General features: G+C 62.6%; 21 protein-coding genes. 11 read left to right on the forward strand and 10 right to left on the reverse strand.

The annotated features are described in order from the left end of the window. Nucleotides 1-6 precede the first annotated feature (6 nt). Nucleotides 7-1,509 carry a sugar ABC transporter ATP-binding protein gene (locus XI08_RS35375; RefSeq protein ID WP_271577952.1) on the reverse strand — a complete coding sequence of 501 codons (1,503 nt, stop codon included), beginning with the start codon at nucleotides 1,507-1,509 and terminating at the stop codon, nucleotides 7-9. Nucleotides 1,510-1,538: 29 nt separating this feature from the next. Continuing rightward, nucleotides 1,539-2,492 carry a sugar-binding protein gene (locus tag XI08_RS35380; protein ID WP_271577953.1) on the reverse strand — a complete coding sequence of 318 codons (954 nt, stop codon included), beginning with the start codon at nucleotides 2,490-2,492 and terminating at the stop codon, nucleotides 1,539-1,541. A 461-nt stretch (nucleotides 2,493-2,953) separates the two neighbouring features. On the opposite strand from XI08_RS35380, the gene XI08_RS35385 reads away from it, so the two are divergent. The 3 genes from XI08_RS35385 (at nucleotide 2,954) to XI08_RS35395 (ending at nucleotide 6,424) form a co-directional block, all read left to right on the forward strand. Beyond that, nucleotides 2,954-4,417: a GH1 family beta-glucosidase gene (locus tag XI08_RS35385; RefSeq protein ID WP_271577954.1), complete on the forward strand. Its 1,464-nt coding sequence runs from the start codon at nucleotides 2,954-2,956 to the stop codon at nucleotides 4,415-4,417. 126 nt (nucleotides 4,418-4,543) lie between these two features. After that, the gene (locus XI08_RS35390; RefSeq protein ID WP_271577955.1) at nucleotides 4,544-5,776 is read left to right on the forward strand and encodes an acetyl-CoA C-acetyltransferase; all 1,233 of its coding nucleotides are present in this window, start codon (nucleotides 4,544-4,546) and stop codon (nucleotides 5,774-5,776) included. A 345-nt stretch (nucleotides 5,777-6,121) separates the two neighbouring features. Continuing rightward, nucleotides 6,122-6,424: an HU family DNA-binding protein gene (locus tag XI08_RS35395; RefSeq protein WP_008139488.1), complete on the forward strand. Its 303-nt coding sequence runs from the start codon at nucleotides 6,122-6,124 to the stop codon at nucleotides 6,422-6,424. A 70-nt stretch (nucleotides 6,425-6,494) separates the two neighbouring features. On the opposite strand, the gene XI08_RS35400 is transcribed toward XI08_RS35395, so the two are convergent. The 4 genes from XI08_RS35400 to XI08_RS35415 form a co-directional block, all read right to left on the reverse strand. After that, nucleotides 6,495-6,650 (reverse strand): hypothetical protein, encoded by a 156-nt coding sequence (locus XI08_RS35400; RefSeq protein ID WP_271577956.1) that lies wholly within the window; start codon nucleotides 6,648-6,650, stop codon nucleotides 6,495-6,497. Between the two features lie 5 nt (nucleotides 6,651-6,655). Continuing rightward, nucleotides 6,656-9,049 (reverse strand): endopeptidase La, encoded by a 2,394-nt coding sequence (gene lon / locus XI08_RS35405; protein ID WP_271577957.1) that lies wholly within the window; start codon nucleotides 9,047-9,049, stop codon nucleotides 6,656-6,658. An 8-nt stretch (nucleotides 9,050-9,057) separates the two neighbouring features. Next, complete coding sequence (locus tag XI08_RS35410) at nucleotides 9,058-9,441, reverse strand: Hsp20/alpha crystallin family protein (protein ID WP_092188000.1); 384 nt, start codon at nucleotides 9,439-9,441, stop codon at nucleotides 9,058-9,060. 187 nt (nucleotides 9,442-9,628) lie between these two features. Beyond that, entirely contained in the window at nucleotides 9,629-10,198 is a 570-nt protein-coding gene (locus tag XI08_RS35415) for a YciE/YciF ferroxidase family protein (protein WP_271577958.1), read from the reverse strand. Between the two features lie 144 nt (nucleotides 10,199-10,342). Between XI08_RS35415 and XI08_RS35420 the strand changes: the two genes are divergently transcribed. The 3 genes from XI08_RS35420 (at nucleotide 10,343) to XI08_RS35430 (ending at nucleotide 13,592) form a co-directional block, all read left to right on the forward strand. Further along, a complete protein-coding gene (locus XI08_RS35420) occupies nucleotides 10,343-10,969 on the forward strand; it encodes a MarC family protein (RefSeq protein WP_271577959.1) in 627 nt (208 codons plus the stop codon). 169 nt (nucleotides 10,970-11,138) lie between these two features. After that, on the forward strand, nucleotides 11,139-11,792 hold the full coding sequence (locus tag XI08_RS35425) for an L-fuculose-phosphate aldolase (RefSeq protein ID WP_271577960.1): 654 nt from the start codon (nucleotides 11,139-11,141) through the stop codon (nucleotides 11,790-11,792). Nucleotides 11,793-11,804: 12 nt separating this feature from the next. Then, nucleotides 11,805-13,592, forward strand: coding sequence for a chloride channel protein (locus tag XI08_RS35430; protein WP_271577961.1), 1,788 nt, complete (start codon nucleotides 11,805-11,807; stop codon nucleotides 13,590-13,592). Between the two features lie 25 nt (nucleotides 13,593-13,617). Here the strand turns inward: XI08_RS35430 and XI08_RS35435 are convergent, their stop codons facing one another. Beyond that, on the reverse strand, nucleotides 13,618-13,866 hold the full coding sequence (locus XI08_RS35435) for a DUF2798 domain-containing protein (RefSeq protein WP_027546509.1): 249 nt from the start codon (nucleotides 13,864-13,866) through the stop codon (nucleotides 13,618-13,620). Between the two features lie 295 nt (nucleotides 13,867-14,161). On the opposite strand from XI08_RS35435, the gene XI08_RS35440 reads away from it, so the two are divergent. Next, nucleotides 14,162-14,563, forward strand: coding sequence for a hypothetical protein (locus XI08_RS35440; protein ID WP_271577962.1), 402 nt, complete (start codon nucleotides 14,162-14,164; stop codon nucleotides 14,561-14,563). Nucleotides 14,564-15,397: 834 nt separating this feature from the next. On the opposite strand, the gene XI08_RS35445 is transcribed toward XI08_RS35440, so the two are convergent. Continuing rightward, nucleotides 15,398-16,474, reverse strand: a complete 1,077-nt coding sequence (locus tag XI08_RS35445) for a hypothetical protein (RefSeq protein WP_271577963.1) — start codon at nucleotides 16,472-16,474, stop codon at nucleotides 15,398-15,400. A gap of 745 nt (nucleotides 16,475-17,219) precedes the next feature. Then, nucleotides 17,220-17,489: a helix-turn-helix transcriptional regulator gene (locus XI08_RS35450; protein ID WP_271577964.1), complete on the reverse strand. Its 270-nt coding sequence runs from the start codon at nucleotides 17,487-17,489 to the stop codon at nucleotides 17,220-17,222. 723 nt (nucleotides 17,490-18,212) lie between these two features. Between XI08_RS35450 and XI08_RS35455 the strand changes: the two genes are divergently transcribed. Next, nucleotides 18,213-20,717, forward strand: a complete 2,505-nt coding sequence (locus XI08_RS35455) for a primase-helicase family protein (protein ID WP_271577965.1) — start codon at nucleotides 18,213-18,215, stop codon at nucleotides 20,715-20,717. A gap of 540 nt (nucleotides 20,718-21,257) precedes the next feature. On the opposite strand, the gene XI08_RS35460 is transcribed toward XI08_RS35455, so the two are convergent. Then, the gene (locus XI08_RS35460) at nucleotides 21,258-21,905 is read right to left on the reverse strand and encodes a recombinase family protein (protein WP_333928940.1); all 648 of its coding nucleotides are present in this window, start codon (nucleotides 21,903-21,905) and stop codon (nucleotides 21,258-21,260) included. 305 nt (nucleotides 21,906-22,210) lie between these two features. Here XI08_RS35460 and XI08_RS35465 point away from each other — a divergent pair, with 305 nt between their 5' ends. The 3 genes from XI08_RS35465 (at nucleotide 22,211) to XI08_RS35475 (ending at nucleotide 23,986) form a co-directional block, all read left to right on the forward strand. Beyond that, nucleotides 22,211-22,447, forward strand: a complete 237-nt coding sequence (locus XI08_RS35465) for a hypothetical protein (protein WP_271577967.1) — start codon at nucleotides 22,211-22,213, stop codon at nucleotides 22,445-22,447. A gap of 554 nt (nucleotides 22,448-23,001) precedes the next feature. Continuing rightward, nucleotides 23,002-23,511 (forward strand): septal ring lytic transglycosylase RlpA family protein, encoded by a 510-nt coding sequence (locus XI08_RS46085; protein WP_333928941.1) that lies wholly within the window; start codon nucleotides 23,002-23,004, stop codon nucleotides 23,509-23,511. A 97-nt stretch (nucleotides 23,512-23,608) separates the two neighbouring features. Beyond that, on the forward strand, nucleotides 23,609-23,986 hold the full coding sequence (locus XI08_RS35475; RefSeq protein WP_038967951.1) for a hypothetical protein: 378 nt from the start codon (nucleotides 23,609-23,611) through the stop codon (nucleotides 23,984-23,986). The last annotated feature ends 519 nt before the right edge of the window (nucleotides 23,987-24,505 follow it).

A 24,505-nucleotide genomic window follows, 5' to 3' on the forward strand; every position in this document is an offset into this window, starting at 1 on the left:
CTCATCTCAAACCGCGTGGCCGACGGCCAACTGAAGCACGTTGTGCTCGCTGAACTGGCTGCGATCAAGGAAACCCGAGATCGCACCCTCGTGCATGACGGCAATCCGGTCGCTGACGCCGATCACCTCTTCCATGTCGCTCGAAATCATCAGGATCGCGACGCCGGCGTCGGTCAGCCGGCGCAGCATCTCGTAGATCTCCTGCTTGGCGCCGACGTCGACGCCGCGCGTCGGCTCGTCGAAGATCAGCACCTTGGGCCGCATCGACAGCCATTTGGCCAGCACGACCTTCTGCTGATTGCCGCCGGACAACGAGCCAACGGTGGTGTCAACGTCTGGCGCGCGGATCTTGAGCTGCTCGCGCTGGGCTCGCGCGTTCTTCGTCTCCTGCGCGGTGTTGACCAGGAAGAAGCGCAGATAGGACGACAGATCCGGCAGCGAGATGTTCTCGGCGATCGACACGTCGAGCAGGAGCCCGCAGGCCTTGCGGTCCTCCGGGATCAGATAGATGCCGTGGTCGATCGCCGCGCGCGGGGTTGTCACGCGGATGGCTTCGCCGTTCAGCTTGATCGCGCCGCCCCGGAGCGGATCGACGCCAAAAACGGCGCGCGCAAGCTCGGTTCGGCCGGAGCCGACGAGACCGGCCAGTCCCAGGATCTCGCCGCGGCGAACCGACAGGCTCACCGCGCGCTCCGGATAGGTGTCGGTGACGGCCTCGACGATGTCGAGCACGGCCTCGCCGGGCGGAGCGGCCGGCGGCACGTAGAGCGATTTGAGGTCGCGCCCGATCATCAGTCGGATCATCGCCGCGGGCGACAGCTCGGCGCGGGTCAGCGCGCCGACCATGCGCCCGTCGCGCAACACCACCGCGCGGTCGGCGCATTGCATCACTTCATTGAGGCGATGGGTGATGAAGATGATGCTGACGCCGTCGGCTTTCAGGGCCGCGATCACCCGCATCAGCCGGTCAGTCTCGGAAAGGGTCAGACTTGATGTCGGCTCGTCCATGATCACAAGGCGCGCATCGAGCGACAGCGCCTTCATGATCTCGACGAGCTGGCGTTGGGCCAGCGACAGCTCGGCGAGCGGCGCGTCCGGCGCGAAATCGGCCCCCAGGCGGTCCAGCAGCGGCTGAGTCCTGGCGTAGAGCGCCTTGCGGTCGATCAGCCGCAGCGGCCCGCCATGCACGGGCTCGCGGCCGATGAACACGTTGCCGGCGACGTCGAGATTGTCGAAGAGATTGAGCTCCTGATGGACGAAGGCGATGCCCGCGGCGATCGCCTCAGCCACCGTGAGCGCGCTCCGCTCGGCGCCATCGACGCGGATCGTGCCGCCGCTCGGTTCGACGACGCCGCCGAGCACCCGCATCAAGGTGGACTTGCCGGCGCCATTTTCGCCGATCAGCGCGATCACCTCGCCCGGCGACACGGCAAGGCCGACGTGGTCGAGTGCGACCACGCCGGGATAGCTCTTGCTGATATCGACCAGTTCGAGAAACGGCTCAGGCATTGACGCTTGCGGGCAACGCCGCACGTCTCCTACTTCTTGAGCATCGTCTTCATCGAGGCCATGAAGTCGTCGACATTGGTTTTGTCGATGACCTTGCCGGGAACGATGATGATGCCGTTGGCGGGCACGCCGGACTTGTCGCCCTCAATGTACTTCGCCATCAGCTTCATGCCCTGATAGCCCCACTCGAACGGCTGCTGCACGACGGTGCCGGCGATGGCGCCTTCCTTGACGCCGCCCAGCGTGATCGGATCCTCGTCGAAACCGATGATCTGGATCTTGCCGAGCTTGCCGGCCTCCTTCAGCACTTCATAGATGCGCGGGGTGTTGTAGGAGTAGAAGCCGACGAGGCAGCTCACGTCGGGCATGGCGGCGAGGATGTCCTCGACGTTACGCTTGGCGCGGGTCTGATCGATCTCGTCGCCGCGAACGTCGACCAGCTCGACCTTCGAGCCCTTGATGGTCTCCTTGACGCCCTCGATGCGCTCGCGGGCGTTGTCGGCGCCGGGAAGACCGACGAAGCCGACGCATTTGCCGCCGTTCGGCAGCGCCTTGAGCATCAGCTTGCCGGCGTCCTTGCCGAGGTCGACGTTGGACGAGCCGATATAGGCGATGCGCTTCGAGTTCGGCGCGTCGCTGTCGGTGGTGAACAGCAGCGACTGCGAGGCGATCTTGTTGAGGTGCTCGACCTGGTTCTTCGGATCGACCGCGCTGACCATGATGCCGGCGGCACCGGCGGCGACGAGGTCGTCCATCATGCGCTGCTGAACGGCAGCGGCGGCCTGTTCCGGATATTTGAGCTGAAGATTGTAGTTGGGCAGTTCGCCCTGGGCCTTCTTCACGCCGGCTTCCGCGATCTTCCAGAAGTCGGACGCGCCGTTGACGACGAAGGCCAGAACCTTCTTGTCCGCCGCGACGGCCGAGCCGGTACCCAGTGCAATTGCGAAAGCAAACGATACACCTGCAACCAAGAGTCGCTTCATTACCATCCTCCCTTAGGTGGCCGGCCCTTGATGCAGGCCAACTCTGCTTGAGCGCGAAATTGAGCGCATGCCCCCTCTCCACGGTGCACGCGGAACGGCCGCCATCCGCTTCTTTTGCGGCGGTGGCCCGTCAACGGGCAATCCGCGAGGTGAAATGAGGCACGTACCTCAGCGTAGCAGAAGCCCACCACGCGTGCAAATTGAAGGCGAAATACGCGACGGGGACCGCAGTCCTCGGCGCCGCACCGCCGACCATCGTGCAGGCAAGGGGGCGCCGCCGCATATGGTTGCATCGCAATATTTGAAGTCAGGGAATTGTCAGGGAACCCTATTCTCGACGACCCGGCATGTCGCGACACCGGCAGCGCAATTCTGCATCCTCAAGCTTCGGCGCCGGCGCTTTTCAAACCGGCTGCGTGCCGTCATTGTGCCGCCGCATCAATCATCTCGGGGCAATATCAATGTCGGACAAGGTCTCGCGTCGCCAGTTTGCGAAAATCGCGGGGCTGTCCGCAGCCGGAATGACAGGTCCGCTCGAGCTCGCCGACGCCAAGCCGGCGGCAGCGGCCTCGCGCGACAGCGGCTTTCCCGTCGGCTTTGTCTGGGGCACGGCGACCTCGTCCTATCAGGTCGAGGGCGCGGTCAACGAGGACGGGCGAGGGGCCTCGATCTGGGACAGGTTCGTCCGCATCCCCGGCAAGATCGAGGACGGCTCGACCGGCGATCGCGCCAACGAGCACTATCGTCGCTACAAGGAGGATATCGCGCTCATCAAGGAGCTCGGCTGCAAGGCGTACCGCTTCTCGATCGCCTGGCCGCGGGTGTTTCCCGACGGCGACGGCAAGCCGAATCCCGCGGGGCTCGACTTCTACAATCGCCTCGTCGATGAGCTGCTGAAGAACGGCATCGAGCCGTGGATGACGCTCTATCACTGGGACCTGCCGCAATCGCTCCAGGACCGCTTTGGCGGCTGGCGCTCGACGGAGACCTGCAAGATCTTCGGCGACTATGCCGCCTATGTCGCCGAGCGTTTGACCGATCGCGTCAAGAACGTGTTCACGCTGAACGAGAGCGGCCGCTTCGTGCAGTTCGGCTATGGTATCGGCATCGATGCGCCCGGCGTGACGCTGCCGCAAGCAGAGGTCAACCAGGTCAGGCACAACAGCGCGCTCGCGCACGGGCTTGCGGTGCAGGCGGTGCGCGCCCATGGCCGCCGCGGCACCAGGGTCGGGCCGGCCGAGAACATCGACGTCTGCGTTCCCGCGATCGACACGCCCGAGCACGTCCGCGCCGCCGAGATCGCGCTGCGCGAGATGAACGCGGGCTATCTCAACGTCATCATGACCGGCAGCTACACTGAGGCGTTCCTGAAATACGCGGGCGCCAATGCGCCGAAATACACCGACGCCGAGCTGAAGATCATCTCCTCGCCGGTCGACTTCCTCGGCCTCAACATCTACGCGCCGCAGCACTATGTGGTGCCGTCCGACCAGGGCGCCGGCTTCATGCCGCTGCCGATCCCGAAATCATTCCCGCACATGAACTCGGACTGGCTCCGCGTCGCGCCGGAGACGATCTACTGGGTGCCGAAGCTGGCGGCCAAGATCTGGAAGACGGATGCGATCTATATCAGCGAGAACGGCACCTCCGGCGAGGATGTGGTGACGCCCGACGGCAAGATCTACGACACCGACCGCATCATGTATCTGCGCAACTATCTCGCCCAGCTCCAGCGCGCCACCGCCGAAGGCGTGCCGGTGCGCGGCTATTTCCTCTGGAGCCTGATGGACAACTTCGAATGGGTGTTCGGGCTCAGCAAGCGTTTCGGGCTCTATCACGTCAATTTCGACACCCAGGTCCGCACGCCAAAGCTCAGCGCAAGCTACTACCGCAACGTGATCGCAAGGAATGCTGCGGGGGTGTAGCGGCGTTTTGGTGTCTTCGCCTCTCCCCGCGTGCGGGGAGAGGCAAGGGGAAGGCACAGCGCATTGACTCCCCTCATCCCCTGACCCACAACGCCTCTCAACACTCATAACAAGAGGACAACGCCAATGGCTGACGCGCTGATCATCGATGCTTGCAGGACACCGCGGGGCGTCGGCAAGGCCGGCAAGGGAGCGCTCTCGGGCATTCATCCGCAGCAGCTGGGCGCAACCGTGCTGCGCGCGCTCGCCGATCGCACCGGCATCAATACGGCCGATGTCGACGACATCGTCTGGGGCTGCAGCGCGCAGGTCGCAACCCAAAGCGGCGATCTCGGCCGCATGTCGGCGCTCGATGCCGGCTACGACGTGCGCGCCAGCGCGGTGACGCTCGACCGCTTCTGCGGAAGCGGCATCACCAGCGTCAACATGGCCGCATCCTCGATCATGGCGGGCGCCGAAGACCTCGTCATCGCCGGCGGTTGCGAGATGATGTCGATGGAGGGACGTCGCGGCGGCGGTCCGATGATGATGGACTCCGGCAATCTGCGCCTGCGCGCGCGGCATCCGCAGTCGCATCAGGGCGTCTGCGCCGATGCGATCGCGACCATGGAGGGCATCACGCGGCGGGACGTCGACGCGCTCGGGCTGGAGAGCCAGAAGCGCGCCGCGCATGCGATGGCGAACGGGCACTTCAAGAAGAGCCTCGTGCCTGTTCATCGCGAGGACGGCAGCCTTGCGCTCGACCACGAAGAATATCCGCGGCCGCAGACCACGATGGAAGGCCTCGGCAGCCTGAAGCCGGCTTTCCCCGCCATTGCCGACTATGCGCTCGACGACAAGGGCACCACCTATCGCGGCCTGATCCTGCAGAAATATCCGGACCTCGACATCGACTTCGTGCACCATGCCGGCAATTCGTCCGGCGTCGTCGACGGCGCCGCCGCGATCCTGCTGGCCTCGCCCGCCTACGCCAAGGCGCATGGCCTTAAAGCCCGCGCCCGCGTGGTGGCGATGGCAAACATGGGGGACTCGCCGACCTTGATGCTGAACGCGCCGGTGCCGGCGACGCGCAAGGTGCTGGCGAAGGCGGGGCTGACCATCGACGACATCGACCTGTTCGAGATCAACGAGGCCTTCGCGGTGGTGGCGGAGAAATACATCCGCGACCTCAAGCTCGACCGCGCCAAGGTCAACGTCAATGGCGGCTCGATCGCGCTCGGCCATCCCATCGGCGCGACCGGCTCGATCCTGATCGGCACCGTGCTCGACGAGCTCGAACGGCGCGACCTCAAGCGCGGTCTCGTCACCATGTGCGCCGCCGGCGGCATGGCGCCGGCCATCGTCATCGAGCGCATCTAGCCTTCTTTCTTCACCTCTCCCCGCTTGCGGGGAGAGGTCGGATCGCCTCGGCGATGCGATCTAGCCTTATTTTCTAGGGCGAAACGCGCTCCTCCTCGCACAAAGAGGCCGGTCATCGCTTGTCGAAAGCGGCGAATCAGCTTTAGCAAGGCTGCGTGCGGGCCTTTGAAACAAGGTAAAATCCGCTGCCAGAGGCTCTTCCCGCTCCGGAAGTAGCTAAAAAGCAGGGTTTTTTGCCACAGAGGGCCAAAAAAGCCCGTAAAATCGCGACATAACTGTGCAGAAGGCTCTAGGCCTTCGCCGGTTGGTCTAATATGCAACCGGCAACGAATCAGAGGAGACACGATGCCAGCCCAAATGTCCAAATCGCAGTTGATCGAAAAGATTGCGACCGCCACCGAGCTTTCCAAGCGCGACGTCAAGAGCGTCATGGAGACGCTGACCGACGTCGGTCACAAGGAGCTCAAGAAGAACGGCCTGTTCCTGGTGCCGGGCTTCGCCAAGTTCGTGGTCATCAAGAAGCCCGCGACCAAGGCGCGCAAGGGCACCAACCCGTTCACGGGTGAAGAGATGATGTTCAAGGCCAAGCCGGCCCGGAAGATCGTCCGCGCCCGCCCGGTCAAGGCTGCCAAGGACGCCGTGGCCTGATAAAGCAAAGGCCCCCTCGCAGGAGGGGGCCTTTTGTATTCGACGACCGCGAGGGCTGAAGCGGAGGGGTTCAGCCCTTGCGGCGCCTGACGCGGACCGGGATCGGCTGAAGCCGCGGCTCGGGTCCCGCGAGCGCATCGCGAACCCCGTCGATGGCGCGATCGAGCAGCTGGCGCAGCCGCTGCGTCTTCCGCGATCTCTTTGCTCTTTCCAGCAGTTTCTTCATCGCATTCACTCCGCCGCTTCGATCTTGGCCGCGGCCGGCTCGAGCGCTGCGGCGATGGCCTCGTCGACGCGCTCCAGCCAGATGAATTCGAGGTTGTCCCGCGCGCTCTTCGGGATGTCGTCGTAGTCCCGCTTGTTGCGCGCCGGCAGCATCACCCGCTTCAGTCCGGCGGCGGCCGCAGCCACCACCTTCTCCTTGATGCCGCCGACCGGCAGCACCAGGCCGCGCAGCGAGATCTCGCCGGTCATGGCGGTGTCGCTGCGCACCGTGCGGTTGGTGAGCAGGGACGTCAGCGCCGTGAACATCGCAACCCCCGCGCTCGGCCCGTCCTTCGGGGTTGCGCCCGCCGGGACGTGAACGTGGATGTCGCTCTTCTCGAACAGCTGTGGATCGATGCCGAGCTGGCTGGCCTTGCTCTTCACCAGCGTCATCGCAGCCTGCACGCTCTCGCGCATGACGTCGCCGAGCTGGCCGGTCAGGATCATCCCGCCGCGGCCCGGCACGCGCGAGGCCTCGATGAACAGGATGTCGCCGCCGACCGGCGTCCAGGCAAGGCCGGTGGCCACGCCCGGAATGCTGGTGCGCTGCGCGATCTCGCCCTCGAAGCGCGGCTGGCCGAGCACGGTGGCGATGTCCTTGGGCGTCACCACGACCTTGGCAGCCGTGCCCTCGGCGATTTGCACCGCGGCATGGCGGAACACCTTGCCGATCTCGCGCTCGAGATTGCGCACGCCGGCCTCGCGGGTATAGCCCTTGACGACCAGCTTCAGCGCCTCCGGTTCGATCTCGGCCTGCTCGGCCGTCAGGCCGTTGGCCTCGAGCTGCCGCCGCACCAGGTAGCGCCGCGCGATCTCCAGCTTCTCCTCCTCAGTGTACCCGGCGAGGCTGATCAGCTCCATGCGATCCAGCAGTGGACCCGGAATCTGGTCCAGCATGTTGGCGGTCGCGATGAACACCACGCGCGACAGGTCGAACGGCACCGCCAGATAGTTGTCCCGGAACGTCCCGTTCTGCTCGGGGTCGAGCACCTCCAGCATGGCAGCGGAAGGATCGCCCTGCACGCCACGGCCCATCTTGTCGATCTCGTCCAGCATCATGACGCAGTTCCGCGTGCCGGCCTTCTTGATGCCCTGGATGATGTTGCCGGGCAGCGCGCCGATATAGGTGCGCCGGTGGCCGCGGATCTCGGCCTCGTCATGCACGCCGCCGAGGCTGACGCGCACGAAGGGGCGATCCATCGCGCGTGCGATGGACTGGCCGAGCGAGGTCTTGCCGACGCCGGGCGGGCCGACGAAGCACAGGATCGGTGCCTTGCCCTGCGGGGCGAGCTTGCGCACCGCCAGATATTCGATGATCCGGCTCTTGATCTTCTCCAGGCCGAAATGATCGGCATCCAGGATGCGGCGCGCTTCCTTGATGTCGATCGGCTTCTCCGCGGGCAGCGCCCAGGGCAGCTCGATCAGCCAGTCGAGGTAAGTGCGGACCATGCCGGCTTCGCCGGCAGCCTCGGGCATGCGCTCGTAGCGGCGTAGCTCCTTCTTGGCGTGCGCCTCCGCCTCCGGCGGCATGTTGGCCTTGGCGATGGCAGCCGTTAGCTCGGCGACCTCGGCCGCCTTGCCGTCGCCTTCGCCGAGCTGGCGCTGGATGGTCGCCATCTGCTCGCGCAGAATCGCCTCGCGCTGCCGCTCGTCGAAGCTGGCGCGGGTCTTCTGGCCGATCTCGTTGGAGATGCGCAGCACCTCCAGCCGCTCGGCCAGATGCTTCGATACCTTCTCGACCCGCAAGGCGAGGTCGATGGTCTCCAGCACCTCCTGCTTGTCCTGCGGCTTGATGTCCATGAACGACGTCGCCAGGTCCGCCAGCGCGCCGGGCGCGGTGGTGCCCTGGAACATCGCGGCCAGCTCGGGCGGCGCCTGCGGCAGCAGCTCGATCGCCTCGATCGCCTGGCGCTGCAGGTTCAGCGCGCGCGCCTCGATCTCGGGCGAGGTCGTGGTCGGCTCGGGGATCTGCTGGAAGCGCGCGGCCAGGAACGGCGTCCCCGGCAGGAAGTCGAGGATGCGCGCGCGCTGCACGCCCTGGCAGACGATGTGATGCGTGCCGTCGGGCGCGGTGATGTAGCGCACGATGTTGGCGATGGTCGCGACCCGGTAGAGATCGTCCGGCCCGGGCTCCTCGATCTCGGGGCTGCGCTGCAGGACGATGCCGACCGGCCGCTGCTCGCGCAGCGCCTGCTGCGCGGCGGCGATGGACTTCGGCCGCGCGATCGCGATCGGCGCGATGGCGCCGGGGAACAGCACCATCTCGCGCACGGGGATGATGATCAGCGCGTCGTCGGGGATCTTCACGTCGGTATTGTTTTGGGAATTGGTCTGGGCGGTATTCATCTGTTCGGTGGCCATGATCGACCTCAGGATTTGGCGAGGCGCAGTGCGACGCAGCCGTCCATCACGAAGCGGCTGATGGCGTAGCGGCCAAGGGGAAGCGCGATGCGCCGCTCGAAGCGGCCCTGCGGCAGCTCGAGCCGGTGGATGCGGGCGTTGCGAAGCTCCGGCGGAAGCGTGCGCTGGCCGGAGATCACGAGCGCGCCGTCATGGATCACCGTCTCGACATTATCGGGATTGACGCCGGGAAGCGCGACCAGGATCAAAAGCTCATGCTCGGTTTCGAGCACGTCGATCGGCGGCTCCCAGCAGGCTTCCTGGCGGCCGAACTGCTGCCGCAGCCGGTCGGCGCGGGTCAGCGAGTCCAGGGCTTCGGACAGCATCCAGTCGAGGGGATTTTTGGGTTGCATGGCAAGACTCGGGAAAGGCGCTGCGTTTGGAAGACCAGCATATGGGGACGGTTCCCCGGAATTCCAGCATCGCGCGTTTGGAGCATGCCTGTCCCCTCGAACCCGAGGAGGCCCTTGCAATCAGACGCCACGACGCCGCGGCGATGTTCCGCGGCGTCGAAGGCAACAGTTGGGCGCGGCGCGCAGATCAGGCGGCGGCGCGGTATTCTCCTTCCGCTTCGAGGTTGATCACGGAGGTGGCGAGCTCGGTCAGGGTGTGATCGGTCGCCTCTTCCTCATCGAGCGTCGCCTGGAGCAGCCTGGCGGCGTCCGGCATGCCGAGCTCCGCGGCCCAGGTGCGCAATGTGCCGTAGCGGGAGATCTCGTAGTGCTCGACGGCTTGCGCTGCGGCGAGCAGGCCGGCGTCGAGGGCGGGGGCGTTCTTGAAATCCTTCATGATCCCGGCGCCCTCGTCGGTGATGCCGTTGATCGCCTCGCAGGGCTTGCCGCGCGCGGGCTTGCCCAGCATCTTGAAGATCTGGTCAAGGCGTTTGACCTGGCCCTGCGTCTCGCGCAGATGCTTGTTGAAGGCGGCGGAGAGCTGCTTGGAGTGAGCCGCCTTCGCCATCTTCGGCAGCGTCTTGATGATCTTGTTCTCGGCGTAATAGATGTCCTTCAGCGTCTCCAGGAACAGGTCGCTCAACATCTTCGGCGCCTGACGCGGGCGGCGCGCCGCGGTCTTTTTCGCGTTCGCACGTTTCTTTGTTCGTTTTGCCATAATCCCTCCTCTCGAGGTGACACGGGAAGGCGATGCCCTCCTCAATCCTCGCGCGACCAAGACTCTGGGAGGGCAAATGTTCCTCGCGAAGGCCGCCCCGAGCCGTTATGGATTGCGGCTGCACCTTGCGTGAGACCCACCCGCATGCTCGACTTCGCCCTGTCCGCCTTCGTGACGCTGCTGCTGGTGGTCGATCCCGTCGGCCTTGCGCCGGCTTTCCTCGCCGCGACCGGGGGCATGCCCGACACGGTCAAGCGCACGATCGCGCTGCGCGCGCCGCTGATCGCGGCCTCGATCCTGGTGGTGATCGCGCTGGTCGGAAACTGGCTGCTGCGGCAGCTCGGGATCGGCATCCCCGCCTTCCAGATCGCCGGCGGGCTGCTGCTGTTCGGCGTCTCCTACCAGATGATCTTCGGCGACCGCCCGCATCGCGAGGCCCGCGAGGCCGACAAGGCGACCTCGGAGCACGCGTCCGATGTCGCGGTGTTTCCGCTGGCCATCCCCATGATGGCCGGTCCCGGCGCGATCGCGACCACGCTGCTGTTGACGGGCAATGCCGGCTACGGGGCGAGGCTCGCCATCATCATCGCGATCGTCCTCGCGGTGTGCCTGCTCTGCATGCTGTGCTTTCTCTCCGCGAGCCTGATCGCCCGCACCCTCGGGCGCACCGGAAATGCGGTGCTGTCGCGCGTGCTCGGCATGCTGCTCGCCGCCTATTCCGTGCAGTTCGTGATCAACGGCATCGCGGCCGTCCGGGCGAGCCTGCCGTAGGATTGCGACGATCCGTTAATCCGTTGATTCCACGGTCTATTTCGTGGAGCCGCGGCCCGGCCGGCGAGACGACGGGCGATCCGGTCGCTTTCGCTTGCGCTGCCATATTGCTTTGACGTACTTCCGGTCTGACAAACGCCCATCGCCAAGAAGCCGAGAAGAAATCGAGATGTCGATGACAGCGGACGAGCCCGCCAAGAGACAGGCCATCATCGACGCCTGCCGCCGCATGAATGCGCTCGGCATCAACCAGGGCACCTCGGGCAATATCAGCGTCCGGCATGCGGACGGGCTGCTGGTCACGCCGACCAGCGTGCCCTATGAGGCCATGACGCCCGACCAGATCGTGTTCATGGCGATGGACGGTTCGCACGCGCCCGATCAGAAGCCGTCCAGCGAGTGGCGCTTCCATCGCGACATCCTGAAGGCCCGGCCGGACGTCAACGCCGTGGTCCACGCCCATCCGACCTATTGCACCATCCTGGCGATCATGGGCATGGAGATCCCGCCCGTGCACTACATGATCGCGGCCGCAGGCGGCGACAGCATCCGCTGCGCGCCCTATGCCACCTTCGGAACGGAGGAACTGTCCGAACACGCGGTGCGGGCGCTGGAGGGGCGGCTTGCCTGCCTGCTCGACCATCACGGCATGATCGCGATCGGCAAGACGCTGGACAAGGCGATGTGGCTCGCCGTCGAGGTCGAGACCCTGGCGCGGCAATATCACGGCTGTCTCCAGATCGGGAAACCGCCGCTGCTCTCGAGCGCCGAGATCGAGCGGGTTCGCCAGCGCATGGCCGGCTACGGCATGTCGGAAGGGTAGGGCGAGCAGAAGGTGTTCGTGCGGATCAGACATCTCGTCGATCGCAAGGGATCGAACCGCGTCATGGTTCGCCTGCGCGCGCTCTTGCGCAGCAACGAATTCTACCTGATCCCGCTCGCGCTGGTGATCGGCACGCTGGCCGGCGCCATCGTGACGCTGATGGCCGAGATCGCGCAGATTGCCCATATGCTCATCTACGGCATTCCCGTCGACGTCCGCCTGTCGGCCAACGCCTGGGTCAGTCCCTGGGCGGCGCTGATCGCGCCTGCGCTCGGCGGATTGGCGCTCGGCATCATGGAATGGTCGCGGCGGCGGATGAAGATCTCCAGCGCGGTCGACCCGATCGAGGCCAATGCGCTGCGCGGCGGCAATCTGTCGATGCGCGACAGCCTGGTGGTGTCGAGCCAGACGCTGATCTCCAACGGCTGCGGCGCCTCGGTCGGCCTCGAGGCCGGCTATACCCAGATCGGCTCCGGCATCGCCTCGCTGCTCGGCAAGTTCTTCAATCTGCGCCGCAACGATCTGCGCCTGATGGTCGGCTGCGGCGCTGCCGCCGCGATCGCCGCAGCGTTCGGCGCGCCGATCACCGGCGCCTTCTACGCCTGCGAGCTGATCGTCGGTGTCTATTCGGTCAGCAGCGCCGCCCCGATACTGGCGGCCTCGCTTGCCGGCGCCCTGACTGCGCAATGGCTCGGCGGCGCGCCGTACTCCATCGAAATACCGAAGGTCAGCGCCGTCGGCGTCGAGCAGTACCTGGCCCTGATCGGTCTCGCCCTCATCACCAGCGGCGTCGGCATCGCCGTGATGCGGTCGTCTTCGATGTTCGAGCGCCTATTTGCCTGGCTGCCGGTCTGGCTGCGCCCGGTGATTGGCGGCCTCATCGTCGGCAGCTTTGCCATCGTCACGCCGCAGGTGCTGGCGGCCGGCCACGGTGCCATGGTGCTCGACCTCTTTCACGACATGACGATCGGCCTGATCGCGATCATCATCGCTTTGAAGCTGACGGCCTGCCTGATCTCGCTCGCCTCGGGCTTCCGCGGCGGTCTGTTCTTTGCCTCGCTGTTTGTCGGCAGCCTGATCGGAAAGTTCTTCGCCGCAATCCTTTTGCTCATCAGCCCGGATTTCGTGATTGATCCGCTGGTCGCGATGCTGACGGGCATGGCGACGCTCGGCGTCGCCATCGTTGGCGGCCCGCTGACCATGTCGTTCCTCGTGCTCGAGATGACCCGCAATGTCGACGTCACCGCCGTCGTGCTCGCCGGTTGCATCGTCACCTCGATCTGCGTCCGCTTCATGTTCGGCCATTCGTTCTCGACCTGGCGCCTGCATCTGCGCGGCGAGACCATCCGCAGCGCCAACGACGTTGGCTGGCTGCGTAATCTCACCGTCGAGCGCCTGATGCGCTCCGACGTCGGCAAGGTCCCGTCGACCACGACGATCGCTGCCGTCCGCCGCGAATTCGCGCTGGGCTCGCGGCCCGGAATCGTCATCGTCAACAATGCGGATGAATATGTCGGCCTCGTCCTGCTGCCCGATCTGTTCTCCAGCGACCTCGACGCCATCGCCGACGACATCCAGGTGATCGAGCTCGCCCGTCTGATCGACATCGTGCTGATCCCGGAAATGAACGTGAAGTCGGCGATGGCGGTGTTCGACGAGGCGGAAGCCGAGATGCTGGCGGTGGTCGATTCCACCGACAGCCGCAAGGTGGTCGGCTTCCTCACCGAGAACTTCGCCCGCCGCCGCTATGTCGAGGAGATCGACAAGGCGACGCGCGGGGTGCTGGGGGCGCTGTCGTAAAGCGCGATGCCAGGCGCTTTCCGGTTCACTGAGACGGAGAAGCGACCACGCACGCCACGATCCGTCGGACCAGTGGCAGCACCATCAGCAGCGTGGGAAAGGCAACGAGCCATGACAGTGCCCAGGCGCCCGGCCAGGTCGCGAGGAAGGCCGGCGTTGCGCCGAGGCTTCGAAGCGTCGAAATGACCGACACCACGGCTGTCATGAGGATGGACAGCACAAAGGGCATTACGATCGGCGCATAGCGCGCCGGCAGTTTGCGAACCGCAATCATCTGATTTCTCTTACGGAAAAGGACGCGTCAGTCACGTTGAACCCTGCAAATGGCATCGATCCCGACGGCGTCGGTTGATGCGTTGGTTCACGTGAAACGCTTACGGCGACCGAAAAACGGCGCGGCTGTTCATTATCCGCTCAGGTTGAGTGGTTCAAGCTGCATCTGGTGGTTCGGGTTACAATCGTTCAAAGCGTGGCAGATTGCCGCGATCACGAACCATTTCAGCGGTTTGCGCATTATATATCGTTTGCATAGGTCAATTTGGGCGAGAGCAGAGGAAGGTCAAAACAATATGAGTGATGGACCGATGAATTCCGCGGCTGGTCGCAGCATTGTACTGGCCGCGGTCGCCAGCCTGGCACTGGTCGCAACCTCTGCATCGCCCTCGGCTGCGGCGTCCGCGGGACCGGCCAAGGCGGTGTCCGCAAAGGTCGTCACGGCGGGTCAGGCTGCCTCCGACGTCACCGATTTCAGCGCAGCCCGACGTCGCTACTATCGACGCGGCTCGAACGCTGCGGGCCTTGCCGTCATGGGTGCCGCGGCGGGCATCATCGGCGGGGTGATCGCCGAGCAGCGGCGCCGCGAGTACTATGAGGACAACTATTACTATGGTCAGCGTCCTTACTACGGCGGCCCGGGCTATTACGGCGGCGGTCCCTACTACGGGCCGCGCGGCTATTATCAGCCGTATTAGTCGGCTGTTTTCGCCATGGCTGTTTCGTCGTAGCCCGGATGAGCGCAGCGATACCCGGGACCGCTGTAGCTTGTGGCAAGACCCCGGATGTCGCTTCGCTCATCCGGGCTACAGCTGCGAGATCTTGCCCGACGGGCAAAACACCTGCGAAGCTGTCAACCCGCGCGCCTAAAAATATTCCGCTTTACCGAAATTCGGATTTGTCGTATGTGTCGCCCATCCCGGCTCATCCATGAGGGGCGATCATGTGGTCGTCATTTTCGCGAGCCGGGCTTTGCGGTGGACGCGGCAGCGTCGGGCGCGAGAGGCCAAGGGCAGGGCGGATTGCTCTCCGTGAGCCCAGGGCTTCGTGCGGACGAACGGCGCTGACAGGTCCGTCTCGCCAGCAGGTTTCCGGCTCCGTCGACAGGGCTGGAAAAACCGCGGCGAAATGGCGGGCCGTGCGTACGGCAAAACCGTGTGGTCCTTGCGTCCAGCTATTTCTTGTTTTGTTGAGAGCGGCATAAATTTTTGAAAAGTAAGGCATTTTCGGCTTTTGCCGGCCGAGAAGACGTCCCGCTCCAACCCAATGGGCCCCGATAGGCCCTAGTTTTGAAGGGGCGGCGAGTTTGCAGGTCCCACGTTCCAATTTATGCTGCAAAAATAGCAGGTACGTCGGAGTACAACCCTCGTGGAAATGCCGAACAACGCCCGCATCGCCGCACTTCGAGTCGCACTGGATGTTCCGGAAGGCACTCTGGTTGGAAATAGGAACGAACGCGATGACCGAGACCGTCATTTGACCGCCGCTGCCAGCCCGGGGTCGACGAGTGTTGTCGAGAGCGCGGCTAGCGCTTATTTTCTGTCGTCGTGAAAAGCCTTGAGACGCAAGAGATACGTCAGACCGCTTCTTTTGAGAGTTTCTTCCTTGTCGCCCTTTGCCGCAACTTCAACGAAGAATTGGGCGGCGGCAGATGTTAAGGCTTTGGTGAGAGCTGCGGCTGAACCACCCGCGAGGTAAGCCCCGCCAATCTCGGGGATAATCTTCAAAGTATCGATAGCGCGCTTGTGCCAAGGACGGGCAGGATCATTCATGGCAACGTTTAGTTCGTCCATCGCCGGAACGATCTGGGTATCGATAAAAAACTTGGTTTGCCGCTCGAACTCGTCAGCATCCATGCCCTTGATCTTGCCATTGAGGTCGGCCGCATATCGCAGCATCGAGCGGCGAAAGCCTCGCAGGAGGGCGGCGTTGCTTTCCCGAAACTCCATCAAGTCTTCAGGACGAAGAAGCGGAACTGGAGGCAGCGCAATGCGGGTGCACTCCACAGCTAAGATCGCGGCTAAGAGCTTAGCATCATTAACTGGTGCGGTGGCAGGCGTGCCCGGCAACTCTAGGCCGGGAACATCATTTAGCAGCGGCACGCCTGTGCGGCCCGAGTGGATCATGGCTCTGGCGATGTAGTGGTAGTCGCCAGGCATGATGAGCGATGGACCGGTATAGCCACCAAGACCTTTCACGCTTGAGGAGTTAAACATTGGAGTGAAGCCCGGTCGTGGCGGTCCGTTAATTGTCTCGTACAGGGCCTTGATCAGTTGATCCGGGACGGGGTCTTTGTGCAAAAAGGGGTCGTCAGGATCGCCGACGAACTCGCAGAAGCCTTCGAGGGTCTTCGCCTTGAGCGCCAACTTCATCGCACGGATCAACAACTGGGTTTCGTACCGGGCGTCGTTCAACGCGATGAGCCGCTCGATCTCCTTCTTCACGTCCTTCGGATCATAGCCTGTCGTCGGCATGTGGACGCCAGGGAAGTAGACCTTATCAAAGACTGCGCCAAGTACGGTCAACACGGCGTCGTTGCGCGGTATCGGGGTCGAAAGATAAACTGCCTCTAACCTGAGCGCTTCGTCTATCCCGGTCCCCGCCACCACTGTATGCCTCCTGCCCAAGGGGTCTCGCGGAAGGATACATCGGGAATGCCGACAACGGCAACGAGCTGAGAAGGGCTTTCCCGTGCTGCCGGTGATCACTCGTCGCCAAAGTGTCGGATTTCGGCGGACCCACCGCTAGCTTTGAAGCGGCGCATCGCTCGCGCTTTGGCCGTCAAACTCAAGAAACGCCCGCTTCTCGCTGTCTTTCTTTCGCAGCGTCGAACGCGAGCTAATCCACACGCTTATCCAAAATGCCAGCCAGCCACCTAAGTCCAAATACGGTAGGACTCTTCGCTGCGAGATCGGCCAGCCAGAATTGCGAAAACACAACCGGTACGCCGGCATCTGTGCGAAGGATCTCGGGAGGACCGCGTTCGTCGCGCGGCACGTCTAGATCTTCTCGATCTACCGTCCAACCCCCGGGATGTCTTAGCACGGAGACAAAAAACCTATGGTCTAAGAAGCGGCAATAGCCCTCCTGCGAGTACCACCAACCGCGGCGAGAGCATGTCACAGAGCCAGCTCGCACGCGACTGAGGGCTTCAATGAATTTTATCGTCGGCCATGCCACTTTCGTGACCGAAGGTGGCACTTCCGCGCAAACACTTTCGTCCCGCGATTTTATGACGTAGCCCGGTAGGGACTAGGGTGACAGACAGGAACGAGTCGCTCGTGTGCGAATCCATTGATCATGTGACTCTCCGTCTTTGTGGGACAACATATCTACCGAACCACAGGCCGGGAATTAGGCGGCGCGTCGCCGGCGACCTTTGCCTCGTCCTCGTTTCGGATTGCGCTCGTCGTTGTCGTTAATCGCGGTCTGCCACGCGACGACCTGATCACGAAACCAAAAGCGTCTATTCGGGCTGACGTAGACCGAGCGTGGAAACTTCCCCGCGCGCTCGAGGCGAAAAAGCGTGGTGCGAGATATCGGAACAAGCTCAAGAACCATTTGCTCAGTCAGCATGGGCCGTAGATCGAGACGGTCGCTTCGCTTGGAGGTGGTCGTCATCATGCTTCACCTCGATATTCCTTGAAACAGCCTGTGGGCACGATAGCGCGGCGCAAAATGCAGTCGAGCATCTGTTCGATCACGAGTTCGGGACTAACTAAAAGAAAGCTGTTTAAGAAGTGCCTGTGCAGCAGCGGTTTTCGAGATTCCACGATTTCTGAGCTAACCAAAAGCAAGCTCACGTTTTTCAGAAAAGCCCTTTTCTCCGCCGAAAGCTGAGCGCAAAGTCTTGTTCAACAAGGTGAGCGAAGGCGCTCGCCATCCGTAAGAGGAGGAGTGTCATGGCGTGTCGATCGCGCGAGGAGAATAGTCGGCGCAATCCAGTGCCACGGGTATCCTGGACCGTCGATGAGTTTTGCTCCTCGGTTGGAATCTCGAGATCAACTTATGAAAGAGCAAAGCGTGAGGGGTGGGGGCCACGTGAAATGGTTCTCGGTCGTACGGGCATTCGGATCGCTGATGAGGCTGTGAGTGATTGGATCGCGAAGCGAGAAGAGAAAGCCGCGATCACCGCCGATCGCCGCAAGCGTGGAAACTTCGAGGTCGAGGAGCAGACAAGTGCCTAAGAAGGCACCGCTGTGCCTGGCGCTGTCGCAATCGCGGCACCGAAGCACAAAGGTATTCACGGACGGTCTTAAACCGCGGAGTAGGCGGTAACGCGACGGAAATTGTCTGCGTGAGCCCTCCGAATCAAGTTTCAGTACATGCCGACGACGGATCGTCACAATGATGCCGACCGAGATCACCGTCTTTGAAAAGGTCGGCGGCCCGCTCACGAAGCGGATTGCCCTTCGCGAGGGTAAGATCGCCAGTGATAGTTCTGCCTGCCGCATGGCACGCGGGTTTGCCCGCCGCGCTACGATCAGAGATGTGCAGTCGCTTGCCGATTTGATCGCCTCGATGAAATCGAATGAAGCCTACGCGATTGGCAGCCTTCGAGATGGCCTGCCGGAGCGCGTCCGGGTGGTCCGCAAGGACGAGCTCGACGGAGCTAAAGATCCAACCGTTATTGCCCGGACATTGGATTATCTTACATTCCGTGCTGGCAATCCGGGGCTCGCGCTGCTGGATTTCGATACCAAAGGAATGCCGGCCGCCACGAGACGCCGAATAGAGGAATTGGGTGGGGACGTTCGGCGCGCGCTGGAGGAAGTTATACCCGGCTTCTCTGGAGCAGCCTGCGTTGAACGCGCCTCGACCAGCAGTGGATTGCTTCACCGGATTACCGGTCAGCGCTTCCCCGGCTCAGGAGGCCGTCACATTGTGGTCCCGGTGGTCGATGCTGCCGATATTCCGCGATTTTTATCCGATTTGTATGAGCGTTGTTGGCTGGCAGGCTTCGGGTGGGGCATAGTTTCAGCCGCTGGCTCGTTCCTCGACCGAGCGATTATCGACAAAGCAGTTGGCTCGCCGGAACGTCTAGTTTTCGAGGGCAGTCCAATTGTCGAGCCGCCCCTTGAGCAAATGGAACGTGAGGTTGTCGCTCATGGCGGAGCCTCGCTCGACACACGGCTATGTTGTCCGCCGCTCTCCGAGTATGAAAGAGCAAAGGGAAGCGAACTGCGAGCCATTGAGGAGCTCAGGCTGTTGCCGGAGCGACGGGAAGCTCGGGCGAGGTGGAGCGCTCGCCATATCGCACGCCTGACTGCCATGGGATACCTCGAAAGTGAGGCGCGTGCTCAGGTGGATCATTGGGTTGACCGAAAGGAATTAGGCTCGACTTTTCCGCTGCTCTTCGACGATCCCGATCTGGCCGGCGCTACGGTGGGGGAAGTGCTTGCCAAGCCGGACCAATTTATCAGCAAGACCTTGTCCGATCCTTTCGAAGGCCCGGATTACGGTCGCGGCAAAGCGATTCTGTACCGGCGCGAGGATGGATCGATGTTCATTTCCTCGTTCGCTCACGGTGGCTGCCGCTACGAGTTAATCGAGTTGCGGCGCGAAGATTTTGTCGCCTACATGCCTATGCACAAATACATATTCTTGCCGACGCGAGAACTGTGGCCGGCCTCAAGCGTCAATGCGCGTCTAGCGCCGGTCAAAACCTCCAGCTCCGGCAGGCCGGTGTCGGCAAACAAATGGTTGGACCAGAATCGGCCGGTCGAACAGATGACATGGGCTCCGGGCGAGCCGGCGCTGCTTGAGGGACATCTGATCTCCGAGGGGGGCTGGATCCCGCGCGCCGGCTGCACGATCCTGAACCTGTATCGGCCCCCAACTCTTGATCGCGGCAACCCTTGCGGCGCCCGAAGGTGGCTCGATCACATCCGGCGCGTTTATCCCGGCGATGCCGACCACATACTGCACTGGCTGGCGCACCGCGTGCAACGTCCGCAGGAAAAGATCAATCATGCTCTGGTGTTGGGTGGCGCGCAGGGTATCGGAAAGGATACGCTCATCGAACCGGTCAAACGCGCGGTCGGCCCCTGGAATTTGCATGAGGTGTCGCCCAAGCAGATGTTGGGGCGCTTCAATGGCTTCCTCAAGTCCGTCATCCTTCGCATCAGCGAGGCGCGCGATCTCGGCGAAATCGACCGCTTCGCCTTTTACGACCACATGAAGGCGGTTACAGCGGCGCCACCTGATGTTCTGCGCATCGACGAAAAGAATGTGCGCGAGTACAGCGTGCCGAATGTGTGCGGTGTCCTGATCACGACGAACCACAAGACGGACGGCATCTATCTCTCCGCCGACGACCGCCGTCACTATGTCGCCTGGAGCGACCTTGTTAAGGAAGACTTCAGCGCAGAATACTGGACAGAGCTATGGCGGTGGTACGATGACGGGGGAGACCGGGATGTTGCTGCCTGGCTCGCCTCCATCGATCTGACTGCCTTCAATCCGAAGGCGCCGCCACCGAAGACCGAGGCCTTTTGGGCTATTGTTGATGCAAGCCGCGCGCCGGAGGACGCCGAGCTCGCCGACGTCCTTGATCGCCTTGGCAATCCTGACGCCGTGACCTTGGTCCAAGTGCAGGCCATGGCATCTGACGGGTTCGAGATCTGGCTGGGAGACCGCAAGAACCGCCGGCAAATTCCGCACCGCTTCGAGCAGTGCGGGTATGTGGTGGTACGGAACAATACACGCGACGGTCTCTGGGTCATCAATCGGAGGCGCCAAGTCATCTATGCCAGGGCGAATCTGCCGCTGCGCGATCGGCTCGCTGCGGCGACGAAAATGACGGGGGCAAGCGCAAGCCGCCAAGACTGCACGCCTGTCCACCAAGCGTGATCAGTGAAGTCAGTGAAATCAGTGACTTTCTATCTTGATGAAAAAAATGCAGCCAACGTCCGATATCCTGGATCAAGGTCGATCGCGCGCGCGAGGACGACAAGATGAGCAGGATGCAAAACCACTGATTTCACTGACTTCACTGATCGTGCCTTGACCGGACGGCCTAGCCCATAGGAGGTTCGGCCCGCTTTCTTCAGTCGAGGCCATCAAATGGGACGTTCGTTCGGGTCAGGGAACGCAATGTGGCAGGCTGCGGCGGTAAAGTACCGGTTCAGGCCGGGCCGGCCGGGCCTTCCGACTTGCATTGCGAAGAAGCGGAATGGCCAAATGTGCGGAAATCTGGCCATGCGTGGGGTCAGCGTCTGCCAGTGCCACGGCGGCCGGATGTTGATCGCGCGCCTGCGCTTTCAGCGGAAGGCACATGGTCGTCGCTTCACCTTAGGTTAGCTCGGCTGCCAATTGCACGACTCCTAAATCGCGTGAGGGATGCGCAAGCATCGAAGCTTGCCGGCCGAACTGACGAGTTTTAACGGAGTCTCAAACTAAGCCCAGTCGTTTCATCGACCTCAGCACGCTCATTGCATTCCAGGCGCCTCCCCGGGGTGCAGGAATCTGACGGTCCGTCAGTTCCTGGGCGATATCGCGGTAGGGCAAGTCCCATATCGCCTTCAGGATAGGCTCTAGCTGGGCGTCCCGTGTTGCTGCAGCGGCTTTGTTGATGTCGGCTTGTCTTTGATTGCCAAGCCGTTTGCCGCGATGCTTGGCCTCCGCAAGGGCGAGGCGGGTCCGTTCAGCAATGACGCTGCGCTCCTTTTGTGCCACGGCAGCGTAAATGTGCAGCATGAACGGGTCGACGTCCTTCCCCAACTCCGTGACGATGAATGGCACCCGCTTGGCCATCAGCCCGGCGATGAAGGCCACGTCGCGCGAAAGCCGATCCAGCTTGGCCACCACGATCGGGCATCTGAGCTGCTTGGCTTTTCGCAAGGCCGCAGCAAGCTGTGGACGCCGGTCTAGTGCATCTGCTCCTTTGCCGGTCTCGACCTCTGTAAACTCGCCTGCGATTTCCATTGCCTCGTTGCTCGCAAAGGCGGAGACGAGGCGTCGCTGGCCATCGAGACCGAGCCCCGACCGACCCTGCTTCTCGCGCGATACCCGATAATAGGCGACAATTGGCTGCGACATCATCCATCTCGTAACAGGCAGACGAACGTCAGTATGTTACAAGAGGCGAATCTTCGCAAGAGTCACGCGTGGGAAGAGAGCGGGTGCATTGAATAGAGCTTAAATGCCCGAAGCAGTGTAGGTGTGGGGCAGGGCTGGTGGCCGGCGACCGCCCCCTGGCGTCCCACAACAGTCGCATCTCGAACGTTCGCAAAGCTCCCCGACAAAATTTCTCGCTCTCAGACTTTTCGAGCCGCACATTCGACAAGCTGCTACAGCATGCTCGTGCGATCGACGATCACCAACACGATCGACGGAGCGCGAAAGTGTCCCACAGAGCGAAAGCGGCCATATCAAAAGCGCTAATAGAGACGCCGGTACCCGATCGCTGGATGGCGGAAATTTCCTATCTGGATGGTAGACCACAGCAGACGATCGCGTTCGAGGAGCTGGAAGATCTCGACGAGATCGTCGAGCGGGGACCGGATTGGAATACGATCGATAAGATCGTGATTACTCTGAACCGTCCATGCCCCTCCTGTTGGGAGCGGTTCAAAGAGTAGGGCATCGCCGCCTCGATGATGAGACGCGATGTCTATCCGCCGAGGCGAAGTGTAAGGGCGGGCCGCACGCGTTCCCGCCATGTTCGCTTTTAGAAAAATCTTCTCCCGACCGCAGCTGGATTTTGCGGGGTGAACCGCGAACCATTTGTGGCGGTGGGGAATAATTCTCTACGACGAGAATGCCCGTACCTTTCCGCTCGAACTATTCGCGATCATGAACTCAATCGTTTTGCCTCGGGATGTCCGTGGCGCGAAGCGTAGACCCAGCGGAAATGCCGGCTACGCACTGCGGGGGGGGGGCCGAGGCATTTGAGGTTAGTTGCGAGAGTATCTATTTGCCGGTGCCGCGCCGGCCTGGTGGCGATGGTTGCCCGCAGCTCTATCTCGCATTCCATTTGCCCCATTTCCGGCACCTTTGCCGATCAACAAAGTTACCAATGCCTGTGGGCTTGGTCGACTGTTTGACCTCCTGCGCCGGGCCCTAGGACCTCCGCCTGGGCTTAGCGGTGACGCGACGCTGTTGCAGCGCCTCTTTCATACCTGAGGGATCCAGCATGAAACGCATGGTCGTGACCGGCATCGTCCTTCTCTCGCTCTCTTCCGTGGCCGAGGCGCATCGTCTTTCCGGGAGCGCGACCTACTACGGCGGGAGTGACCGCCTGTGCGGTCGCCGAACAGCCTCCGGGGGCGTACTCGACTGCGCAGCAATGACGGCCGCCCACCGTACGCTGCCCTTCGGCACGGTCCTGATGGTCCAAAGCGGCGGCCGGTCGATCCAAGTCACAGTAACCGATCGCGGTCCATTCACCGGCGCGTTCCTGGATCTATCGCCTGCGGCCGCGAGTGCGCTCGGCTGCCGCTGCACCCATCGCAACGTGACCGCGACGATTGTGCAAATGGGATCCGGTGGGACATTGGTTGCGGGCCGAGATCGTCAACGCCCCGTCGCTGCGGCGGCCATGCCAGGGTTCTTCCAGCCGACGGAGGACGTCATGCGTCCGTTGGGAGCGTTCGGATCCTCAATGGCGATGGCTCCTGCGCCCCGCTATCACCGTCGCCACTAGAACCGGAGCCGCCCATTGGCATTGCGGACGATTGCTGACCAATGCTCGACGGCGGGGCAGGGCCGAGGTCAGTGGAACGCATATCGAGGAGCCTGTGATGCGGTTGTCCAGTTTGGCTATTGTGGCGCTTATCGTGGGAGCTTCTAGCCCGACTTCTGTTTCTATCGCGCTGGCGGCTCCGGAATGTTCCAGATCGATGGAGCTGGCGGATTGGGGCGAGAACGCGACCGGCGACATCAGCATTGCGTCTGGGGACAGTTGCATCTTCCCGATCACGTTGCGCGGCGCGACGAGTAGCTCGGAAATCTCGCAAAAGCCCGCACACGGCAAGCTCAAGAAGATCAACGTTGCGGCTTACGAATACAAGACGAAGGCCAGATACAAAGGAAGCGACACCTTTGTAATTAGGGCAACAGGTAAGGGGCCGAAAGCTTCTGGCACGTCGGTAATCACAGTGCACGCGACGATCAAGTAGGATGGTCGAGCAATTGATCGACGCCGAGTTGATGCGGATCGGATGATGGTCGAGCAGAGGAGGCCGCACCAGTGTATTGGCTATTGAAGCGTCCGCGGTGGCAGTCTGCAAAGACATTGAAGATCGGACGATGGGCCGAGCGTCAGTTTATCGCGCACTCGCGGAGTGAATCACGCGTGCAGTCTACGGAGCTTGTTTCCCGCACCCGAGGGAGAAGCGCTGGAAAGCGTGCTTGTCTTTCGGCAAAGCTCCGCACAAAGCCGACCGCCAAAACAGTTCCGGCTCATGTGCTTTGAAGCCCGGTTCAGACTGTCTGCAACCGCCAGCGGGCCACGAGGTCTGTTTCGTCCTGCATGACGGGCGAGCGAAGTAACTGCGACTGAGGACTAACATTTTTCGACCCGGCGCTAACAGCGGCTCTGGGAAGTGCGAGGGCCTGCCAGCGGGCGGTAACGATGTCTGCTTATGAGCGCGGAGCAGAAGTCCGCAGTCACCGCCCAAACCGACGCGATTGACCCC

Source organism: Bradyrhizobium sp. CCBAU 11361 (assembly GCF_028128935.1).
GTDB classification, from domain to species: Bacteria; Pseudomonadota; Alphaproteobacteria; order Rhizobiales; family Xanthobacteraceae; genus Bradyrhizobium; species Bradyrhizobium niftali.